Source organism: Jeotgalibaca sp. PTS2502, from assembly GCF_001975685.1.
Taxonomy (GTDB): Bacteria; Bacillota; Bacilli; order Lactobacillales; family Aerococcaceae; genus Jeotgalibaca; species Jeotgalibaca arthritidis.
Genome location: NZ_CP019433.1, coordinates 1,840,099 through 1,860,980 on the forward strand (window position 1 = coordinate 1,840,099; position 20,882 = coordinate 1,860,980).

At 40.4% G+C, this 20,882-nt stretch carries 26 protein-coding genes and 1 pseudogene; 20 read left to right on the top strand and 7 right to left on the bottom strand.

Going from position 1 to position 20,882, the window contains the following annotated elements; genetic code table 11:
• Positions 1-192 precede the first annotated feature (192 nt).
• The 14 genes from dnaX to BW721_RS11845 all read left to right on the top strand — a co-directional run bounded on the left by dnaX (position 193) and on the right by BW721_RS11845 (position 9,852).
• Positions 193-2,019 (top strand): DNA polymerase III subunit gamma/tau, encoded by a 1,827-nt coding sequence (gene dnaX, locus BW721_RS09215; protein WP_076768074.1) that lies wholly within the window; start codon positions 193-195, stop codon positions 2,017-2,019.
• Between the two features lie 13 nt (positions 2,020-2,032).
• Positions 2,033-2,347, top strand: a complete 315-nt coding sequence (locus BW721_RS09220) for a YbaB/EbfC family nucleoid-associated protein (protein WP_076768076.1) — start codon at positions 2,033-2,035, stop codon at positions 2,345-2,347.
• A gap of 32 nt (positions 2,348-2,379) precedes the next feature.
• Positions 2,380-2,976 (top strand): recombination mediator RecR, encoded by a 597-nt coding sequence (gene recR / locus BW721_RS09225; protein ID WP_076768078.1) that lies wholly within the window; start codon positions 2,380-2,382, stop codon positions 2,974-2,976.
• Between the two features lie 22 nt (positions 2,977-2,998).
• Positions 2,999-3,307 carry a DUF2508 family protein gene (locus tag BW721_RS09230; RefSeq protein WP_076768080.1) on the top strand — a complete coding sequence of 103 codons (309 nt, stop codon included), beginning with the start codon at positions 2,999-3,001 and terminating at the stop codon, positions 3,305-3,307.
• Positions 3,308-3,373: 66 nt separating this feature from the next.
• On the top strand, positions 3,374-4,018 hold the full coding sequence (gene tmk / locus BW721_RS09235) for a dTMP kinase (RefSeq protein WP_076768083.1): 645 nt from the start codon (positions 3,374-3,376) through the stop codon (positions 4,016-4,018).
• 22 nt (positions 4,019-4,040) lie between these two features.
• Positions 4,041-4,370 (top strand): cyclic-di-AMP receptor, encoded by a 330-nt coding sequence (locus BW721_RS09240; protein WP_076768085.1) that lies wholly within the window; start codon positions 4,041-4,043, stop codon positions 4,368-4,370.
• Entirely contained in the window at positions 4,370-5,359 is a 990-nt protein-coding gene (holB, locus tag BW721_RS09245) for a DNA polymerase III subunit delta' (protein WP_076768087.1), read from the top strand. Before BW721_RS09240 ends, holB begins: the two co-directional genes overlap by 1 nt.
• A 15-nt stretch (positions 5,360-5,374) precedes the next feature.
• Entirely contained in the window at positions 5,375-6,181 is an 807-nt protein-coding gene (locus BW721_RS09250; protein ID WP_076768089.1) for a PSP1 domain-containing protein, read from the top strand.
• A 42-nt stretch (positions 6,182-6,223) separates the two neighbouring features.
• Positions 6,224-6,577, top strand: a complete 354-nt coding sequence (locus BW721_RS09255) for a DNA replication initiation control protein YabA (RefSeq protein WP_076768091.1) — start codon at positions 6,224-6,226, stop codon at positions 6,575-6,577.
• Positions 6,574-7,344: a tRNA1(Val) (adenine(37)-N6)-methyltransferase gene (locus BW721_RS09260; protein ID WP_076768093.1), complete on the top strand. Its 771-nt coding sequence runs from the start codon at positions 6,574-6,576 to the stop codon at positions 7,342-7,344. Before BW721_RS09255 ends, BW721_RS09260 begins: the two co-directional genes overlap by 4 nt.
• Positions 7,334-7,615, top strand: a complete 282-nt coding sequence (locus BW721_RS09265) for a GIY-YIG nuclease family protein (protein WP_076768095.1) — start codon at positions 7,334-7,336, stop codon at positions 7,613-7,615. The genes BW721_RS09260 and BW721_RS09265 overlap by 11 nt, the downstream gene beginning before the upstream one ends.
• Positions 7,593-8,465, top strand: coding sequence for a 16S rRNA (cytidine(1402)-2'-O)-methyltransferase (rsmI, locus tag BW721_RS09270; protein WP_076768097.1), 873 nt, complete (start codon positions 7,593-7,595; stop codon positions 8,463-8,465). Before BW721_RS09265 ends, rsmI begins: the two co-directional genes overlap by 23 nt.
• A gap of 14 nt (positions 8,466-8,479) precedes the next feature.
• Entirely contained in the window at positions 8,480-9,316 is an 837-nt protein-coding gene (locus BW721_RS09275; RefSeq protein ID WP_076768099.1) for a YdcF family protein, read from the top strand.
• A 371-nt stretch (positions 9,317-9,687) separates the two neighbouring features.
• A complete protein-coding gene (locus BW721_RS11845; RefSeq protein ID WP_198031340.1) occupies positions 9,688-9,852 on the top strand; it encodes a hypothetical protein in 165 nt (54 codons plus the stop codon).
• Between the two features lie 36 nt (positions 9,853-9,888).
• On the opposite strand, the gene mscL is transcribed toward BW721_RS11845, so the two are convergent.
• From mscL to proB, 4 genes are all read right to left on the bottom strand, one after another.
• Positions 9,889-10,305, bottom strand: a complete 417-nt coding sequence (gene mscL, locus BW721_RS09280; RefSeq protein WP_076768101.1) for a large conductance mechanosensitive channel protein MscL — start codon at positions 10,303-10,305, stop codon at positions 9,889-9,891.
• A gap of 77 nt (positions 10,306-10,382) precedes the next feature.
• Positions 10,383-11,495: an NAD(P)/FAD-dependent oxidoreductase gene (locus BW721_RS09285; protein ID WP_076768103.1), complete on the bottom strand. Its 1,113-nt coding sequence runs from the start codon at positions 11,493-11,495 to the stop codon at positions 10,383-10,385.
• Between the two features lie 909 nt (positions 11,496-12,404).
• Positions 12,405-13,673 carry a glutamate-5-semialdehyde dehydrogenase gene (locus tag BW721_RS09290; protein WP_076768696.1) on the bottom strand — a complete coding sequence of 423 codons (1,269 nt, stop codon included), beginning with the start codon at positions 13,671-13,673 and terminating at the stop codon, positions 12,405-12,407.
• Between the two features lie 15 nt (positions 13,674-13,688).
• Positions 13,689-14,504, bottom strand: a complete 816-nt coding sequence (proB, locus tag BW721_RS09295; protein ID WP_076768105.1) for a glutamate 5-kinase — start codon at positions 14,502-14,504, stop codon at positions 13,689-13,691.
• A gap of 236 nt (positions 14,505-14,740) precedes the next feature.
• Here proB and BW721_RS09300 point away from each other — a divergent pair, with 236 nt between their 5' ends.
• Both BW721_RS09300 and BW721_RS09305 read left to right on the top strand, forming a co-directional pair.
• Positions 14,741-16,156, top strand: coding sequence for a glycoside hydrolase family 1 protein (locus tag BW721_RS09300; RefSeq protein WP_076768107.1), 1,416 nt, complete (start codon positions 14,741-14,743; stop codon positions 16,154-16,156).
• A 124-nt stretch (positions 16,157-16,280) separates the two neighbouring features.
• A complete protein-coding gene (locus tag BW721_RS09305; protein ID WP_076768109.1) occupies positions 16,281-16,856 on the top strand; it encodes a GNAT family N-acetyltransferase in 576 nt (191 codons plus the stop codon).
• 65 nt (positions 16,857-16,921) lie between these two features.
• Here the strand turns inward: BW721_RS09305 and BW721_RS09310 are convergent, their stop codons facing one another.
• From BW721_RS09310 to BW721_RS09320, 3 genes are all read right to left on the bottom strand, one after another.
• A complete protein-coding gene (locus tag BW721_RS09310; RefSeq protein WP_076768111.1) occupies positions 16,922-17,329 on the bottom strand; it encodes a hypothetical protein in 408 nt (135 codons plus the stop codon).
• Positions 17,330-17,345: 16 nt separating this feature from the next.
• Entirely contained in the window at positions 17,346-17,783 is a 438-nt protein-coding gene (locus BW721_RS09315) for a LytTR family DNA-binding domain-containing protein (protein ID WP_076768113.1), read from the bottom strand.
• 287 nt (positions 17,784-18,070) lie between these two features.
• Positions 18,071-18,505: a hypothetical protein gene (locus BW721_RS09320; RefSeq protein WP_076768115.1), complete on the bottom strand. Its 435-nt coding sequence runs from the start codon at positions 18,503-18,505 to the stop codon at positions 18,071-18,073.
• Between the two features lie 150 nt (positions 18,506-18,655).
• Here BW721_RS09320 and BW721_RS09325 point away from each other — a divergent pair, with 150 nt between their 5' ends.
• The 4 genes and pseudogenes from BW721_RS09325 to BW721_RS12260 all read left to right on the top strand — a co-directional run bounded on the left by BW721_RS09325 (position 18,656) and on the right by BW721_RS12260 (position 20,867).
• Entirely contained in the window at positions 18,656-19,078 is a 423-nt protein-coding gene (locus BW721_RS09325) for a MerR family transcriptional regulator (protein ID WP_076768117.1), read from the top strand.
• Positions 19,079-19,162: 84 nt separating this feature from the next.
• On the top strand, positions 19,163-20,011 hold the full coding sequence (locus tag BW721_RS09330) for an aldo/keto reductase (protein WP_076768119.1): 849 nt from the start codon (positions 19,163-19,165) through the stop codon (positions 20,009-20,011).
• 137 nt (positions 20,012-20,148) lie between these two features.
• A pseudogene (locus BW721_RS12255) lies at positions 20,149-20,601 on the top strand (aldo/keto reductase).
• 65 nt (positions 20,602-20,666) lie between these two features.
• Positions 20,667-20,867: an aldo/keto reductase gene (locus tag BW721_RS12260; protein ID WP_335617478.1), complete on the top strand. Its 201-nt coding sequence runs from the start codon at positions 20,667-20,669 to the stop codon at positions 20,865-20,867.
• Positions 20,868-20,882: the final 15 nt, after the last annotated feature.

Below are 20,882 nucleotides of genomic sequence, written 5' to 3' on the forward strand. Positions count from 1 at the left end.
AATGATTCCATTAGATCTTATAAGTCTATTATCCAATGAAAAGTAAAAATACGCTAGCGCTAAGCTTTTAAAGAGAAAAATCCTTGATTTATCAATGATTTTAAAAGATTTTGCCAAAGAGGGAACCCTTTCTATTTTCCTGTTTTTAACGTATAATGAAGAAATGAAGACCAAAGGGAAAGAGGGGGAAGAATGAGCTATCAAGCACTGTACCGTGTTTGGCGTCCACAGCGATTTGACGATATCGCAGGCCAAGAAGCGGTCACCCGAACATTGAAGAATGCTTTAATACAAGGTAAAAATAGCCATGCCTACCTGTTTACTGGGCCAAGAGGAACCGGGAAAACAAGTGCGGCTAAGATTTTCGCCAAGGCAATTAACTGCCCTAACCAAGAAGATGGCGAACCTTGTAACCATTGTGATATCTGCCAGTCAATTACAGAAGGCCGATTGAACGACGTCATTGAAATTGATGCTGCCAGCAACAATGGTGTTGAAGAAATCAGAGATATTCGTGACAAAGCGCGCTATGCCCCTACCCAAGCAGAATATAAAATTTATATTATTGACGAGGTTCATATGTTATCAACTGGCGCTTTTAATGCGCTATTGAAGACACTCGAAGAACCGCCGGCCAATGTTATTTTTATCTTAGCGACGACTGAACCGCATAAAATTCCGCTGACGATTATTTCGCGGACACAACGGTTTGACTTTAAACGAATTACGTATCAAGCCATTATTAATCGTATGGCTTATATCTTAGAACAAGAAGCTATTAAATACGACAGCCAAGCGCTTCATGTGGTAGCCCGTGCTGCCAATGGTGGGATGCGGGATGCCTTAAGTTTGCTGGATCAAGTCATTTCCTATGATTCTGATTTTGTATCTTTTGACCATGCCATTCAAGTGTCAGGCAGCCTAACAGAAGAGATGATGTTGAACTTTTTATCAGCATTATCCCAATCTGAAGCGGAAGAAGCCCTTCATATCCTTCACGATATTTTAGAAAAAGGCAAAGAAGCAGGGCGCTTTATTGAAGAAATGATATTGTTTGCCCGCGACTTATTAGTTTACAAGCAAGCAGGTCAGTCTGATTTAGAAGAGCGTTATAGCCAAGCTTTTCGTGAGTTCTCACAGGCGGTTGAGCCGACTTTTTTATATCAAGCGATTGAAGAGTTTAGCCAAACGCAAAAGGATATGCGTTTTTCAACTCAGCCAGACGTATATTTAGAAGTCTTGGCGGTGAAGCTAGCTAAACAAAAAGTTAAGCCTCAGACTACTAACGAAACGGCGGCTCCTGCTGATTCAGCAGAAGTAAGCCGACTTGAAAAGGAACTAGCTGACTTAAAGAAAGAATTAACGACAGCTTTAGCAGCGATGAAGAATGGAGCAGTTGCAGCTGAGCCAGTAAAACCAGCCAGCCCACGACCAGCCGTTGCTAAAAATGCGGCAGGATTTAAACCTAATTTAGGTCGGGTTCAAGCTATTATGAAAACAGCATCTAAAAAAGAATTAGTCAGCATCAAAGATAATTGGGTTGATATTTTGGATGTTTTGTCTGTCACACAACGTGCTGTCTTACGACAAGCAGAGCCAGTAGCAGCGAATAGCGAAGCCTGTATTTTGTCCTTTGATTATGAAATATTATGTCAAAAAGCTAGTGAAGATATGGAGTTACAAGTAGCTCTCGAAGAGGCAATTGGGCGTATGTCTAATCGACCAGGTGAATTTGTTTGCGTAACGGCTGAACAATGGGCCTCTCTTCGTAAGAGCTATGTGCAAGAATTGAAGTCACGTCAAGAAGCTGCGCCAGCCGTAACCGAAAATGAACCGCAAACAGCTGCACAAGCAGTTCCGTTGGCAGACTACGATGATAACGATGCGCCACCACTCTTCGATGAGGATATGGCTATCGAGATGAGTCCAGCTGATGAAGACGAGCAAAAACAACAAGAAGTGGTGGAACAAGCCATCAGTATGTTTGGAAAAGAAAATATTACAGTTATTAATGAATAGGAGCGAATAATATATGCGTGGAAATATGGGAAATATGCAAGGTATGATGAAACAAATGCAAAAAATGCAAAAACAAATCGAGGAAACTCAAGCAACTTTAAATGAAACAGAATATGTCGGAGCTGCAGCTAACGAATTAGTTTTAGTGACCATGACAGGCGATAAAAAAGTCGTTGATGTTGCAATTAAACCAGAAGCCGTTGACCCAGATGATGTTGACATGTTACAAGACTTAATTTTAATGGCAACTAACGCTGCTTTAGAAAAAGTAGAAGCTGACCAAACAGCAAAATTAGGTAAGTTTGCTAAGGGAATGCCAGGATTCTAAACCAATAAACAAGATAAAGGAGCGTAGAAGACATGCAATACCCAGAACCAATTGCAAAGTTAATTGAGAGCTTTATGAAGTTGCCTGGTATCGGCCAAAAAAACGCAGCACGTCTCGCTTTCTTTTGCTTGGATATGGCTGAAGATGAGGTTGTTCACTTTGCTAATGCGCTGCTATCAACTAAGCGAGATCTCCATTATTGTTCGAAATGTGGCAACATCACCGAAAGTGATCCGTGTGTGATTTGTTCGGATGAGACGCGAAACGCCGCAACAGTACTCGTAGTCGAAAACCCACGCGACATTATGTCGATGGAAAAAATTCGGGAATACAATGGTCGCTACCATGTTCTTCACGGTGTGTTATCGCCGATGGAAGGAACGGGTCCGGAAGATTTGAATATTCCTAACTTGATTAAACGGCTGCAAGAAGAGGCCATTGATGAAGTGATTATTGCGACTAACGCAACAGCTGAAGGCGAAGCGACAGCTATGTATCTGTCACGTCTGATTAAACCAGCTGGCATTAAGGTGACGCGCTTGGCTTACGGTTTAGCAGTCGGCAGTGACATTGAATATGCAGATGAAATGACCTTGTTTAGAGCCATTGATGGCAGACGAGAGCTATAAAAGATAAGGAGACGATCAGGTCATGCCTTTCCACTTACTGAAAAAACGCAAGCATAACCATCAAAAACGGCTAGTGGATGAGCAACTCAAAGCGACTATGCAAGATATTTATCAAAAGTATCAGTTGCTAAAGGAGCTGGAAGAGGCCGCTTATGATGTATCCGATGAGTTATATATGGCAAGAAAAATCGAAGGTGCAAAATACCTCTGCTTGTTGAAGGAAGCGCGCAAACGCCACATATCAGCAGATATGTCTGCCCCTAAAAAAGCAAAAGCCTTTCGTATTAAAAAAAGAGGTTATCAAAAAGAACATTTATTTACGCAAGACTAGACGCAACTGCCTATAAAAAGAGTGCTGAGTAGCGTATAATGAGACTATACAAGCAAGGAGCATAACATGAACGGCATATTTATTACCTTAGAAGGTCCAGATGGATCGGGCAAGACAACAGCACTTCAAGCGATTATTCGCGCACTACCTGCTTATACGGACAAAAAAATTGTTACAACGCGTGAACCGGGTGGCAGCCCAATTGCAGAAAAAATCCGCACGATTATTCTAGATCCAGACCATACTGAAATGGACCCTAGAACGGAAGCCTTGTTGTACGCAGCAAGTCGCCGCCAGCATCTGGTTGAAAAGGTTATTCCCGTTTTAGAGCAGGGCGATCTTGTTTTGTGTGACCGCTTCGTTGACAGTTCTATTGCCTATCAAGGCCACGCCAGAGGCATCGGTGAAGCAGGTATTTTTCAAATTAATGACTTCGCAACAGGAGGAATACAACCGGATTTGACTCTTTATATCGATATTAGCCCAGAAGAAGGACTAAGACGGATTCAAAAGAATCAAGATAGCCGAGAAAATAACCGCTTGGACCGCGAAACACTTGTTTTTCATGAAAAAGTACGAGAAGGTTACTTGCAATTACTTGACCAGCATCCGGATCGTATTGTAAAAATCGATGGCAATCAGACCCCCGAAGAGGTAGCAAAAAGCTGTATCGACCATATTACCAAGTACCTATCAACAGATAAAAAATGAAACGTAGAAAGAGGAGATTGATATGAAACTAATCATGGCCGTAATTCAAGATAAAGATAGTGCATTATTATCAGACGAGTTAGTAGAGGCAAATATTCGTGCAACGAAGTTATCTACAAGTGGTGGGTTTCTACGCTCCGGAAATACAACGTTTATGATCGGGGTAGAAGACGACCGTGTTGAAGAGGTCCTAAACATTATCAAAGTTAACTGTGAATCAAGAGAGCAGTATACCACATCACCTGTTAGCCTAGATGTATCCTTAGACAGTACCATTCCTTATCCAATGCAAGTTCATGTTGGTGGTGCAACAGTATTCGTTCTACCAGTAGAAAGTTTCCATAGATTCTAATGAGTGAGATAGCTATTAAACAAAAGCAGCCAGAGCTGATGGCGCTTTTTTCCCGCTCGATCCAAAATAAACGCTTAGGTCATGCCTATTTGTTTGAAGGGACAAGAGGAACAGGCAAGAAAGAGCTAGCCCTATGGATTGCCGGCTGTATTTTCTGTGAACAGCCAACAAATGGCGAAGCGTGTTTAAGTTGTCGAAATTGCCAACGATTGAAGGAGGGCAACTTGCCCGACCTGATTGAGTTGAAGCCAGACGGTCAATCCATTAAGGTCGATCAGATACGCCAGCTAAAGACTGAATTTTCAAAGAGTGCAGTTGAAAGCAATAAGAAAGTTTATATCATTGATGATGCCGAAAAAATGACGGTCAGTGCAGCCAATAGCTTGCTGACCTTTCTAGAAGAACCGGGTAAAGACACTTATTTATTTTTATTAACCACTGTAAAAGAAAATATGTTGCCCACTATTCGGTCACGCTGTCAGATTATTCATTTTCAGCCATTGAAACGGCAAATGATGACGGCATTGCTCTTAGCTGAAGGTTTAAACCAAACGGATGCGGATGTTTTAGCAGTTATTACTAATGATAGTGAGGAAGCTAAAGCTTTAGCAGCTGATGAACACTTTCATTTACTGCGTGAGTTGAGTTGGCAGTGGTTTAAATTGTTAGCAACTGGCGATGATATGGCATTTATCTATGTGCAAACCCATGTGATGGATGCCTTAAAAGAAAAAAGCCATAGTTTATTTTTCTTGGACTTGCTCTTGTTTCATTATCGTGATCTATTGTATGCTAGCTTTGGCAACCAAGCTGATATTGTCCATGCCAATCGATTAGAGGATTATCAGATGGTTGGCCGCCAGTTAAGAGGCAGTCAAGCGATTATTTTGGCAATTGAGAGTATTTTAGAAGCTAAGCAAGCAATAAATGCCAATGTTCAAGTTCAAGGATTATTAGAGAGTATCGTGATTCAAACATCACGTCGCTAAAAGGAGCGCAAAATCATGAAGGAAGTTATGGGGCTTAGGTTTATTACCAATGGAACCATCCATTATTATGAAACAGGCAATGAAACCTATGCCGTGAATGATAAAGTAGTCGTCCAGTACGGTGAAACTTTGGAAATAGCCAAAGTTGTCATTGCATCAAAACGTTGTCATCAAAAAGATACAGCCTATCCCAGTCAAGCGATTATCCGTCGTGCAACGACCGATGATTTAGAGTGGGAAGCTAAGAATAAAGATGATGCCAACACAGCCCTTCGCATAGCCAAGGAACGTGCGCGTGAACATCAGTTAGATATGAAACTGATTAAAGCACAATATGCCTTTGACCGTCAAAAACTAATCTTTTTATTTAGCGCACCTGGCCGTGTTGATTTCCGTGTTCTCGTTCGCGAGTTAGCAGCCGTTTTTAAAACACGGATTGAATTACGTCAGATTGGTTCTCGTGACGAAGCTAAGCTATTAGGCGGTATAGGTCCATGTGGACGTCCCCTTTGTTGTTCAACATTCTTAGGCGATTTCTCACCAGTATCCATTAAAATGGCTAAAGATCAAGGCTTATCATTAAATACCACTAAGATTTCAGGTATCTGTGGTCGTTTAATGTGTTGCTTGAATTTTGAAAATGATACCTATGAAGAATTAAAACGTAGCATGCCTGATTATGGACAAGAAATTGAAACACCAGAAGGTCGTGGCAAAGTGATAGCTCTTAATATTCTATCTCAAGTTGTGACCGTTCGCTTTTTTAAAAATAAGAAAACAGCCGATTACACTTGGGAAGAGTTAAAAGGCGAATTAGTATAGTTGTAGTAGCTTAGAAGAAAACAAAAAATGTGAGTGAGTAAAATGGATAAACGAGCCTTGTTTGATCAGTTTCACCGAATGGAGAGTCGCGTCTCAGCAGTTGGAGAAGACATCATTGATATTCAGGAGAAATTAAATCAGCTAATCGAAGAAAATACAACCTTGCAGATTGAAAATCAGCATTTACGGGACCGTGTCGATTTCTTAACCAAGCAAATGGAAGAAAACGCAGCTGCCATTGAACCGGAAATGTCTAAATCACGATTAAATCTGCAAAAATTATATGAAGATGGCTTCCACGTCTGTAATGTCTATTACGGCAGCCGCCGCATGGATGATGAATCATGCGTATTCTGTTTGGATGTCATCTACGGAGAACGGGAGCAACGTCATTGAGTGAATCAAATCAAAAGAAACCAGTATTATTAAAAGCGGACGAACGATTGGATCTACTTAAAAAGGAAAATATTCAGATTATCCAAAGTCCATCCGTTTTTTCCTTTTCTTTGGATGCGGTATTACTAGCGAACTTTGCTTCCGTACCTAAAACCCGTCAGGCAAAAATTGTTGATTTTTGCTCGGGAAATGGTGCGGTAGCTTTTTTATTAACCGGAAAGACTAAAAATCCCATTATTGGAGTTGAAATTCAAGACCGTTTAATCGATATGGCTAGACGTACTGTTCAATTAAATGAATTGGAAGAGCGTGTCTCTTTTGTACACGCCGATATTAATGATATTACTGACCACATTCCAGCTGACTCAGTGGATGTGATTAGTTGTAATCCTCCTTATTTTAAGGACATCCCATCGAGTACGAAAAATACCCATTCAGCCTACACCATTGCGCGCCACGAAGTGAAGCTGAATTTAGACCAACTAATGAAAAAAACAAGCCACTTATTGAAGATGAATGGAAAAGCCTATTTTGTTCATCGACCAGACCGCTTATTGGAAATTTTAGATACGATGCGAGCGAACCGTCTAGCACCTAAACGCCTGCAATTTATTTATCCAAAGATAAATAAAGAGGCTAACATGATCTTAATTGAAGCGATTAAAGACGGTAAACCAGATGGCTTGAAGATACTACCACCATTTTATGTTCATGATGAGACAGGCGATTATTCAACAGAAGTGAAGGCGATTTTGTTTGGCGAATAAAGAAGAGAGCCGTCACTACTTTTATGTTTTAGAATGCCGTGACCTGTCTTTTTATGCCGGTTATACAACAGATTTACTTCGGCGGGAAAAAGAACATAACGCCGGTATCGGCTGTAAATACACAAAGAGTAGACGACCAGTCAATATGATTTACCATGAAGACTTTGCCACGCGCAGCGAAGCAACCAAGGCAGAAGCAGCCTTTAAAAAACTAACTCGCAAACAAAAGGAAGAGAAGGTGGGAAGAAATGGAAACACAGAAAAGTTATGAAACACACCCAACTGGAACGCTTTATCTGGTCCCAACACCGATTGGTAATTTGGGTGATATGACCTTTCGCGCGGTTGAAGTATTAAAAGAAGTGAATTGGATTGCTTCAGAAGATACACGCAACACGAGAAAGCTATTGACCCATTTTGACATCGACACCCAGCAACTTAGTTTCCATGAACACAACACGAAAGAACGCATTCCGCACCTAATCACGCTCTTACAAGCAGGCGATTCCATCGCTCAAGTTAGTGATGCCGGCATGCCATCCATTAGTGACCCAGGCCATGAATTGGTCCTTGCCTGTATCGAAGCGGCTATTCCTGTTGTCCCACTACCAGGTGCAAATGCAGGGATTACAGCTCTAATTGCATCCGGTTTATCACCACAGCCGTTTACCTTTATTGGATTTTTAAAACGTAAGAAAAAAGACCAACGTCAACAATGGCAATTATTGAAGAACAAGCAAGAAACGATGATTTTTTACGAATCACCGTATCGCTTGAAAGAAACTGTTGAAAATCTAGCCGCCGAATTAGGAACGGATAGACAGATTGTTATTTGTCGTGAATTAACGAAACGTTACGAAGAATTTATTCGTGGAACAGCAGGACAGGTCCTCGAATGGCTAGACCAAAACGTCGTTAAAGGCGAAATTTGTCTGATGGTTGGAGGCAACCCGGACGCTGAGGAAGTTGCCGAAGTAGTTGATTTTCCAGAAGACTTAAAAGAACACGTTGAAGAAGTAATGGCAGCAGAACAATTGTCGTCGAAAGATGCCATTAAACAAGTTGCTAAGCAACGTAATATTAAAAAACAAGAGGTTTACCAAGCTTACCACCAGATTTAAAAGGGGGAGATCGGATGAATTTAAACGGGCTTCATACCATCTCACCTTATGTCTTGCTTGCCTTAAGCGTGTTTGCTGCAACCCATGGTGTCAATCGTATTATTAAAAGAGGTTGGTCCCGAAAATACATGGCACTAGCAGTGCTGAGTAGCTTATTGGCTGGCTTAGCAGGACTCATTATATGGAATAAGATGAGGGGGAATCCTTATCCACTTGTATTGTTGGAGAAAGGGTTAGTTTATTTATTACTGTATTTAATGGTATCATTTGGATTATTTGTTTTATATGTCTTTATGCTCCAATGGCGCCCCGTTTCTTTAAACCAAGATTATTTACTGATATTAGGAACGGGCGTCTTGCCAGATGGTACTGTGAGCTTAGTTCTCCAATACCGCTTGGACAAAGCCTTAACTTTTTATAATAAGCAAAAAAGTCAGCATAAAAAACCCGCTAAACTAATTGTGAGTGGTGGTCAGGGTCCTTCTGCACCTTGTTCTGAGGCAGAGGTCATGCGAGATTATTTGATGGCTAAGGGGATACCATCTGACGACATCTTGTTAGAAAAAGATTCCATCAATACTCACCAAAATTTTCTTTTTAGTAGTCGAATGATTGATCGTTATCAAATTGGCAAAAATGGCTTATTTGTGACTAATGATTTTCATGTTCCTCGTAGTCAACTCTATGCTCGCCAGGCTGGCATTGCGGCTTATGGTATTGGTGCACCAACACCATGGATGAAATTTCCTTATTCAGTTGGCAGGGAGTACATCGCCTTATTATTGATTTACCGCTACTATCATGCGGTTGTAGCTGGTTTTTTGTTTGGGATATTTTTATATGTTTTCTAGGGATTGAGCCATTGCTCAGTCCTTTTTTCATAGACTAGGGGATTATAAATTCAGCCATCAATGTCTAGCTCCCAAGTCCTGACCTAGTGAAAAAAAGATAAATTTGCCCCATTGCTCGCTTGCGCTGCTCGCTAACGCATATCATTCGACTAACCCGCTGAAGCGTGAAGTCTCCTGACAATTCAGGGTCAAATTTCCTATTTTTTCATAGGCCAAGGCGGACTTGTCCGCTTTTCTTATGGTCTCACAAGCACCAGCCAATTGTTTCAAAATCTTATAGAAGAATGCTCGATAACTGATACCATTTTAAAAGAATCCGTTTACAATAAAGGTAAGTATCATCCAATAATAATAATAGAAGGAGGATAATGATGACAGCATACCTATTTGCACATTTTATTGGTGAACAACCGGATAGTGAACAAGTTTATTTTAGTATCAGTAAAAACGGCTTACATTACACAGACTTGAACCAAGGTTGCGCCGTTTTAAAAAATCCTCTCGGTGAAAAAGTGAACTGCCCCCTGTCTACTTGACGGGGGGCAGTTCATAGGGCTTGGATGTTTTAATGATTATATTAACTTATCTTCGTCTACAGTCTCAACTGTTTCAACTTTTTCTGCTGCTAATAAGTCACGAATATCTTTTAGATATTGTTCAGCTGCAGGAATCTCAACTTCGTCAACAGCCGTTTCTGGATTTTGACGTTTGAATTTGTTAGCGGATTTGATGATAAGGAATAGCACTAATGCAATAATAAGGAAATCAATAATAGCTTGAATAAAGCTTCCGTATCGTAATGTGGCTGTTCCGATCTTCACGGATAGGTCCTCGATTGCAGCTTGAGAAGTCAAGGATACAATAATGGGAGAAATCAAATCTTCAACAAGTGAATTCACAATTGCTGAGAAGGCAGCCCCAATAATAACCCCAACAGCCAAATCAAGAACATTACCACGCATAATAAACTCTTTAAATTCTTTAATCATTTTTTCACCTCCATAGTTGTCTTTATTATAGACAATGACCCTATCAACAAGCAAAGGGAAAGCTAGGAAAAAATAAATTAACCCATTGGTTTTATATAAGGTGCTGGCGAATAATCATCTAGCGGCAAGCTAGCTTCCTGGCCGCTTGCTAAAAGCGCCAATTGGTAACCGATTAACGGCCCCGTTGTTAACCCAGATGAACCAAGGCCACTAGCTGTTAAGACTGTTTCGTTAGTTGGCAGATAACCAAAAAAGGGACTGAAATCGGAGGTATAGGCGCGGGTGCCAACTTTTACTTCTATTAATTCAGCATCTTTCAAGTCGTCAAATAATTCTTGTCCATTTTGAATCATGCTTTGGATAATAGTATCGTCTATGGTTAAGTCATACCCCAAATCATTTTCATGGCTAGCGCCTACGAAAACACGGCCATTACTCAGTGGCAAAATATCAATTTCGCCTTCTGGCATAATAACAGGCAAATTTCCATTATCTAAATTGGCTGTTTGTAAAACAGCTAGCTGTCCTTTTTGCCCACGAATGTCGACTTCAAAACCAAGTGGCTGTAAGATGTGCGGCAACCACGCACCTGTTGCTAAAATAATATGGTCAAAAGAGTGTTGTCCACTAGCCGATTCCACAATATTATCTGCCAGTAAATGAGCTTTTTCGTTTAATCGTTTGCCACCATTTTCAACAACGTAGTTAAGAAGAGTAGCAACGAGTTGCTGACCGTCTACTCGTGCACCGCCAGCCACATAGAGTGCATGCTCTTGTTCGTTTAAGCCCGGTAAAAATTGCTTCAATTCTTCTTCTGACAAAATAGTTAAGTCGCCAATCTCAGGCGCATCTTGTCGTCGGCTGACGCCAAGGTCGTATTGGTCCTGGGTTGCTTTTGCCTTTTTCTTTAGTAAGACGGCACCAGATCGCTTGTAAAATGAGGTGTCTTGTCCGTCAGAATTTAAATCGGCTAACATTTGATGATAAAAAGCAGCTCCGCCTGCAGCTAAGCGATACCAAGGCTTATTACGGCGCTTAGATAACCAAGGGCAGATAATGCCTGCCGCCGCAGAAGTCGCTTGCCCAGTGCCCTCGTCATAAACAGTAACTTGATGACCAAAATGACTGAGATAGTAGGCAGCCGTTGAGCCAACGATGCCGCCACCGATAATTGCAATAGATTGTGTCATGAATCGTCCTCTTTTCGAAAATAGTAGCTTTATTATACCATTTTGATCGTAGCGGAAAAATAAGAGAGCTAGTTGTTGCATTATTTCTTGAGAATCGAAAGGTTCAGAGTCGAAAAGTATCATGAAGCCCTTAATTTTCCAAGAATCGAGAGGTTCAGCACGGAAAAGTATCTTGAACCTCTTAATTTTCCAATAATGCAGAGGTTCAGAGTCTAAAAGTATCTTGAACCTCTTAATTTTCTAATAATGCAGAGGTTCAGAGCCTAAAAGTACTTTGAACCTCTTAATTTTCCAAGAATCGAGAGGTTCAGAGTCTAAAAGTATCTTGAACCTCTTAATTTTCCAAGAATCGAGAGGTTCAGAGCCTAAAAGTATCTTGAACCTCTTAATTTTCTAATAATGCAGAGGTTCAGAGACTAAAAGTGTCTTGAACCTCTTAATTTTCCAATAATGCAGAGGTTCAGAGTCTAAAAGAATCTTGAACCTCTTAATTTTCCAATAATGCAGAGGTTCAGCATCGAAAAGTACTTTGAACCTCTTAATTTTCCAAGAATCGAGAGGTTCAGAGTCTAAAAGTATCTTGAAGCTCTTAATTTTCCAATAATGCAGAGGTTCAGAGCCTAAAAGTATCTTGAACCTCTTAATTTTCTAATAATGCAGAGGTTCAGAGCCTAAAAGTGTCTTGAACCTCTTAATTTTCTAATAATGCAGAGGTTCAGAGCCTAAAAGTACTTTGAACCTCTTAATTTTCCAAGAATCGAGAGGTTCAGAGTCTAAAAGTATCTTGAACCTCTTAATTTTTTAAGAATCCAGAGCTTCAACACCAAAAACCTCCTCGAACCTCTTAAATCACACATAAAAAAGAGGTTCAACGCTCAAAATGAACATGAACCTCTCTCTAATTAGCTATTAACAGCTTTCGTTACCAGTTGTCCCTCTAATTTGGCCATCGCCAAAAATAATATATTTGTAAGAGGTTAGCGCTTCTAGGCCCATTGGTCCGCGCGCGTGTAATTTCTGTGTGCTGATTCCAATTTCGCCACCTAGGCCGAAACAACCACCATCGGTAAAGCGAGATGATGCATTAACATAAACTGCAGCAGCATCAATGTCTTGTAAGAAATCTTGGGCTGTTTGATAATTATCGGTCACAATGACTTCTGAATGCCCAGTCGAATGAGCTTGGATATGCGCAATCGCTTGGTCATAATCATCCACCACTTGAACAGCTAAGGTGAAACTTAAAAATTCAGTATCATAATCTTCTTCAGTTGCCGCAACCGCATCAGGGAGAAGTGCGCATGTTTTTTCATCGCCTCGAATCTCAACTTGGTAGGCAGACAAAGCCTCAGCAAATACTGGCAAATACTCATCAGCCACAGATTGATGAACAATTAAATTTTCAATGGCATTACACACAGAAGGGCGGTCTGCTTTCGCATTAACCAAAATCCGTGTCGCCATCTTCAAATCTGCATCCTTATCAATATAAAGGTGGCAGTTACCAACGCCTGTTTCGATAACAGGAACAGTCGCATTCTTCAACACATTTTGAATTAAGCCAGCACCACCACGAGGAATCAAACAATCCAAGTATTGATTTAGTCGCATAAACTCAGCCGCCAATTCGCGAGACGGATCCGTAATCAACTGAATCGTATCTGCCGAAAGCCCTGCCGAAACTAAGCCCTCTTGAAGAGCAGCCAAAATCGCTTGATTCGACTGCAAGGCCTCCTTGCCACCCCTTAAAATCACAGCATTCCCCGATTTAAAGCAAAGCGCTGCCGCATCTGCCGTTACATTTGGACGTGATTCATAAATAATACCGATAACGCCGAGAGGCACACGCTGCTTACCGATTTTAAGCCCATCTTCCGATAGCTTCATTTCTTCGATATAGCCAACAGGGTCAGCCAATTGTGCAATCTGATGAATGGAATCTGCCATTCCTTTAATCCGGTCGGGGGTTAAAGTGAGTCGCTCAATCATTGGTGCTGTTAGGCCGTTTTCTTTGGCGCGATTAATATCGTCTTGGTTGGCTTTGATTATCAAAGCCTCGTGCTTATAAAGTGCTGCCTCCATGGCTAGCAAAGCTTGATTTTTAATAGTTGTTTTTGTTTTTCGAAGTTGGTTAGCAGCTGTTTTTGCTTGCTGTCCCATTGTATGTAAGGTTTCGATCATCCTAATGCCTCCTTATTTTGACTGAGGGGTAAAGTACGTGCCGATTTCAAGACCGGCTAGAATATCAAATAAAATCGTGGGGTCTGCAGCAGAAGCCAGCACCATTGACTGGTTATTTTTTAACAAATGTTTTGCTGCTTTCAATTTAGTGACCATCCCACCTGTACCAAAGTTTGATCCCACGTCACCAGCTAGTGCCATGACTGAATCATCGACATTATGAACCGTATGGAATAGTGCTGCATCAGCGAACTTAGACGGGTTCTTATCATAGAAGCCATCCACATCCGATAACATAATTAATAAATCAGCATGAGTAATCTCCGCAACGATGGCTGATAATTGGTCATTGTCGCCAAACTTGGTTTCATGTTCCAATTCATCAACAGCTACCGCATCATTTTCATTCACGACAGGAATAATGCCCATATCGAGTAGTGTTTCAAAGGTGTTTACCACATTTTTATGACTTTCGGGGAACTCCACAATGTCACGGGTCATCAGAATTTGTCCAACGGTTTGTTTGTAGTGGGAGAAGAAGCGACTGTATAGATTCATCATCTCACTTTGTCCAACAGCAGCAACAGCTTGTTGCTGGCGTATTGTTTTAGGACGCTCTGCTAAATAAAGCTTATCCATCCCCACACCGATAGCACCTGAAGACACTAAAATAATTTCTTTTCCTGCTTGCTTTAAGCTACTTAAGACATAAGCGAGGCGGTCAAATTGTTGGTAATTAACCGTTCCATCCGCCATCATAATCGAGCTTGTGCCAATTTTGATGACGATACGCTTACTAGCTCCTATTGTTTCTCGTTTAATCGTCATATTAATTCCTCATTTTTCTCTTAATGGATTTTAATAAACCACTCTATTATTGCCTATACTAACATGGAAACTAACAAATTATAAGAGGAAAGCTCGGAATTTAAAGCAGCGGCTAGCTATTTTTTAACCATCCGTGCTATTTCAATTGAAAGACTTTACAAAACAAGTTAGAATGCCTATACTTATTAGTGAAAAAGACCTATAAAATATATACTTTTAAAAAGAGGAGCAGAACCATGACACTAACATTCCCTAAAGACTTCTGGTGGGGCGCAGCAACATCAGGCCCGCAAAGCGAAGGCCGTTTCAACAAGAAACATGCTAACGTTTTTGATTACTGGTACGAAATCGAACCTGAGAAATTCTACAACCAAGTTGGACCTGATACTGCATCTAACTTCTATCACTCATTTAAAGAAGACATTGCTTTAATGAAAGAAATCGGATTGAACTCTGTCCGCACATCGATTCAATGGACACGTTTAATCGACGATTTAGAAGAAGGAACAGTTAACGAAGATGGCGCACGTTTCTACAACGAAGTTATCGACGAATTTATTAAAAATGGCATCCGTCCGGTTATTAACTTGTGCCACTTTGACTTACCAGTTGAGCTTTACCACAAATACGGTGGCTGGGAATCAAAACACGTTGGGGATCTGTTCGTAAAATTTGCGGAGCAATGTTTCCGTCTGTTTGGCGACCGCATCAACGACTGGTTTACCTTTAACGAGCCAATGGTTATCGTTGAGGGCGAATACCTTCACCAATTCCACTACCCAAACATTGTAGACGGAAAGAAAGCAGTGCAGGTAGCCTATAACATTACAGTGGCGTCGGCGAAAGCAGTTCGCTCATTCCGCCAAATTAACCAAAATCCAAATAGCCGTGTTGGGATTATTTTAAACTTAACACCATCATACCCAGCAACAAATAGCAAAGAAGATGAAGCAGCTGCTAAATTTGCTAACCTATGGCTAAATGGTTTGTTCTTAGATTCTGCTGTTAAAGGTCACTTTGACCCAGAATTAACATCTGTACTAGAAGCTGATGGCGTGATGTGGGAAGCACCAGAAGATGAAGCGACTATCTTAAGCGAAAATACAGTTGATGTATTAGGGATTAACTTCTACCACCCACACCGTGTAGAGCAACCTGAAATTTCACCAAACAGCTTAACGGTTGATTGGATGCCAACAAAATATTATGACGATTACGATATGCCAGGGCGCCGTATGAACGTTGATAAAGGATGGGAAATCTATCCAAAAGCATTGTACGACATTGCTATTAACATCAAAGAAAACTATGGCAATATTCCTTGGTTCGTATCTGAAAACGGTATGGGTGTGTCACGCGAAGAACGTTACTTGAACGAAGACGGTGTGATTGAAGATGACTACCGCATTCGCTTTATCCAAGAACATTTATACTGGGTTCATAAAGGGATGGAAGAAGGATCAAACTGTTTTGGTTACCACCTGTGGACACCAATTGACTGCTGGTCATGGATGAATGCTTACCGTAACCGTTACGGATTCATCTCAGTTAACATTCATACACAAGTTCGTACGATTAAAAAATCAGGTCACTGGTTCAAGACTGTTGCTGAAACAAGCACACTAGATATGCCAGCTGGATTTACTGAATAAAAATGAATAAGTTAATCCCCAAAATTAGTTTTTGGGGGTTATTTTCTATGTTAAAAAAACATGCTATGATTTAAAAATAACACACCCCTATTGATGAATCAGATAGGCTGGACGAGGAGAATTTATGAATAAAAAAAGCCGTAAATTATTATTAGCAGAACATGCTGTATTAGAAACAGACCGTTTAATTTTAAGACCACTAACGTTAGAAGACACCGCAGATGTTTTTGAATATGTTAGTGACGAAGAAACGATGAGATATATTTTTAAACCACATACAAACTTGCAGCAAACAGCAGAGTTTATTGCGAATTATTACTTAGCATCGCTATTAGGTTTTTACGCACTCGAACATAAAGATGACAAAAAAATGATTGGTGTTGTTGAGTTTAGAATCGATGATAAAGAGCATGAAGGTGAAATTGGCTACATGTTGAATAAAAAATATTGGAGGCAAGGCTTCACCACAGAAGCCTGCTTACGAATCTTATCGCTTGGTTTCCATACACTCGGTTTAGAACATATTAATTCTGGACATGATAAAGGGCACACGGCTTCAGGAAATGTATTGAAAAAAATCGGTATGTCCTTCGAGCATCTCACGGAAAATACTCATGAAGTAAACGGTAAGATGGTAGATACCCTTTTTTATGGCATAAAGAGAGAATCTTATTTAAAGAGCCAAGAAGAAGGTAGTTAGGGACTAAGTTAAGTCATAAAATACCCCTGAAAAGTTAGAGTTTTAACTTTTCAGGGGTATTTTACTTACAGGCGTTCCCTTCTGGATAGGTGATCATTTATAGCATTAGCTAACTGATTTAGCCGTTTCTGTCTCATTCTAACGTTCAAAAAGTAAAGAATGACATAGATACTCCCATTGGTAATGATATTTTCGACTGTTAAGTTAATGAATCCACTCCACTTAGTTATCACAAAAAAAGCAATCAGCTGACTACTTAAATTAAATAAATGATAGAGCTGAGCTGAACGGAAGGGGAAGCTTGAGATGACAGTCGCTAATCCCCACATAATCAAAATCAAAAGTGCTAGAGCCAATATAGATTCACTTTTCTGTTCAAGACCTTGAAATAGTCCGATTGTTGCGTTTAATAGTACGATAAACGAGAAAGTAAAAGTCATACCGTGTAGCTGTTCGGATAAGAATGTTTTCATAGTGAGACCACCTTTTTTATATTTTTGTATATTGCTTTATATCTTTTAAATAATGCCGGCTGATGATTAGCGTTTCTTTATTTTTCAATTTTGCTCCTAATCTGTAATTAGGTAATGGATACACGCTTTCTAAGTAATCCATATTTAATAGAGTACTTTTATTGATTCGTATAAATGAGCTTTCTTTTAAAATACTTTCTAGAATATAAAGTTTTTCTTTGCTCTCAAAAACATCGGACTCTTTATACAGAAATGAAAGACTATCAACACTCTCAATATAGTAAATATCAGAACTATTCAGAAGATAGAATTGTTCCTCTTTTCTACCTTCCAATTGAACAGATTGTGTTTCTACCATTTCAATAATTTTTTTAACACGTCTGTCCAATACGTTGTAAGTGATATCAATAATAGTCTCTTTTAGATTTTTATTTTCTTGTAAAATTAATTTCATGTCGGTCCTCCTTTTCATATGACTTAAATGTAGTTTACAAATCAGTTTCATGTGAATCAACCTAATTTGGGTAACTTGCATAAATCGCATGATTACTTGCATGAAAATGCCCTTATCGTAATCCTTGTTAAAGGAAAAATCTCAATAGACCCATCTAACTTTGATGAATCATATTGAGGTTTTCGTTTAAGTATTTACTAATATTAGTGCTTATTTACAACATATTAAAAATGAGAATAGTAAATCAGTTGTTAAGATAAACGCAATATATTTTCTGAAAATCTTGCCTAATCAGTAGAATAATCAAGCACTCTTTCTATTTTATCTCCCTCACCGTTAGCGTCAAACAAAAAATAATAAAAGGTGTCTCTGCTACCTTCCACAATTATTTCAGCAACGGTATCATTAAGCCATTTGATTTCAATATCTCGAGGCTGAACATCTGCCTTCCCATCTTTCACAATATCGGTAGTAAACTCGGAAGAAGTTGTATCTTCTTCGATTAAAATGGTGGTTGAAGGTCCTGTTGTTGATATTTCTATATGATAGGTTTCATCGGGAGAATCACTGGTTAGAAGAATTTGTGTTTCAGTATAGTAAAGGAATATATCATGTGTAAATTTGAAAATAGGGATGCTCACAAGAAAAAATACTGAGATAACCAATAAGAATAAAATCCCGCATCCTTGGTTAGGGATATATTCATTGTTAGACTGTTTCATTTTTACACTCCTTTCGTTTCAAACTAATAATATAGCATCATTATAAATCATATATCTCTTTTGTGATAATATACCCCAATAAGAGGAGCGGTTCCTTAGAGACCGTTTTGTAGTCTATACTGTAACTATATGAATGGAGGAATGAATACAATGAATATCAAGCAAGCTGCTGAATTATTTAATCTTACCCCAGATACCTTGCACTATTACGAGCGCGTAGGTGTTATCCCACCTGTAACACGCAACAAATCGGGCTATAGGGATTATCAGACCAGAGATTTGAACTGGATTTACTTGGTGAAAAACTTGCGAGGAGTCGGACTTCCTATCGAATCCTTGATTTCATTCTGCGCACTGTCACAAGTAAGGGACACGCAGTATATCGAAGAGGCACAAAAACAGATTTTGAATGAGCAATTAGAGGAGTTGGATGAACGTTTAGCAGAACTTCAGCAAGCGAGGGAGGTTCTCGAGTACAAAATAGCTACTTACGATGACCACATGGCAAAGTTCAGGTCGGGAGAGAGAACCGATGACGACCTAGAGAAGCTCTGGGAAGAAATAAAAAAATAGTAGGAAAACGCTTGCTATGGACTGAACTCCAACGTTTATAGTAGTAGGTAAGCTGGGAAACACGAAGCAGAGGAGGAAAATCAAATGAGAACAATTCGGTTGAATAATGAAGTAGAGATTCCAATTTTAGGATTTGGTACTTTCCAAATCACCGGTACCGATGCCGAGCAAGCAGTGATGGAAGCTATTAAAGCGGGCTACCGTCATATCGATACCGCCCAGAGCTACATGAACGAAGAGGCAGTCGGTAAGGGTGTTAGCAAGTCGGGAGTGCCCCGCGAAGAGCTGTTTATCACAACCAAAATATGGGTGGAAAATGTGAGCTATGAAGGTGTATTGTCTTCTTTTGACCGTTCTTTGAAGCGGTTGGGAATGGACTATGTCGACCTATTGCTTATTCACCAGCCTTATAATGACATCTATGGTGCATGGCGGGCCATGGAGGAATTACAGAAAATAGGAAAAGTAAGAGCCATTGGTGTTTCGAATTTTAGTGTGGATCGGGCCGTCGATGTGGCCGAGTTCAATCGTGTTACTCCGCAAGTCAATCAGATAGAAATTAATCCTTTTCATCAGCAAATGGAAGCGATTGCGAATTTGAGGCAAGAAGGAATTGCTCCTGAAGCTTGGGCTCCCTTTGCCGAAGGAAAAAATGATATCTTTAATCATTCGATTTTGATGAAAATTGGCCAAAAGTATGGGAAATCGGTAGCACAGGTCATTATCAGATGGCTAGTTGAGCAAGACATTATTGTCTTGGCTAAATCGGTCAGTCCAAAAAGGATGGTTGAAAACATAGAGGTCTTCGACTTTGAATTGACAGAAGAGGACCGAGTTGAAATCGCTAGTTTGGATGAGAGTGAGAGCCAGTTCTTCTCCCATACCGATCCTGAAACCATCAGGAGCATGGCTAGTCGGAAAATCGGGATATAAATGTAACTAGGAGTAAACAAGGAAAGGGAGAAGCTGATGAAGCAACGTAAACTTGGGAACGACTTTACCATTTCGGAACTAGGGTTAGGCTGTATGGGGATGAGCCACGGACATGGTCTGCTGGTGATAGGGATGAGATGATTTCTTTGAGTCGTGCAGCGGTAGACAGGGGTGTAGACTTTTTCGACACGGCAGAAATCTATGGTCCTTTTGTGAATGAGGAACTCGTGGGCGAGGCATTGGCGCCGTACCGAGGACAGGCCAAGATTGCCACTAAGTGTGGGATTAAGCTAGTCAACGGTGAGCAAGTAGTTGACGGTCGGCCGGAAGAAATTCGGAAGTCAGTTGAGGGTTCCTTGAAACGACTATAGGTGGAAGCTATTGATCTCTATTACCTGCACCGAGTGGATCCAAATGTCTCAATTGAGGATGTAGCTCAGACCATGCAAGATTTGCGGAAAGAAGGCAAAATCAAACATTGGGGGTTATCTGAAGCAGGTGTGCAGACTGTTCGCAAAGCCCATCAAGTAGAGCCACTTACGGCTGTACAGAACGAATACTCACTTTGGTGGCGGGAGCCTGAGAAATAACTATTTCCGTTCTTAGAAGAATTGGGCATAGGCCTAGTAAGGGAGCTACACCAGCCCAAATCGCCTTGTCTTGGATTTTGGCTCAGAGGCCGTGGATCGTACCAATTCCCGGAACGACCAAATTGCACCGTCTAGAGGAGAATCTGCAAGCGGTCAATGTTACCTTTAGCCAAGAGGAGTTAACGCAGATTGATGAAGCGACCCGCCAAATTACGATTGTTGGGAACTGCTACACACCAGAATTGGAGAAGCGGGTAGGATTGTGACAAAAAATAGCTTTT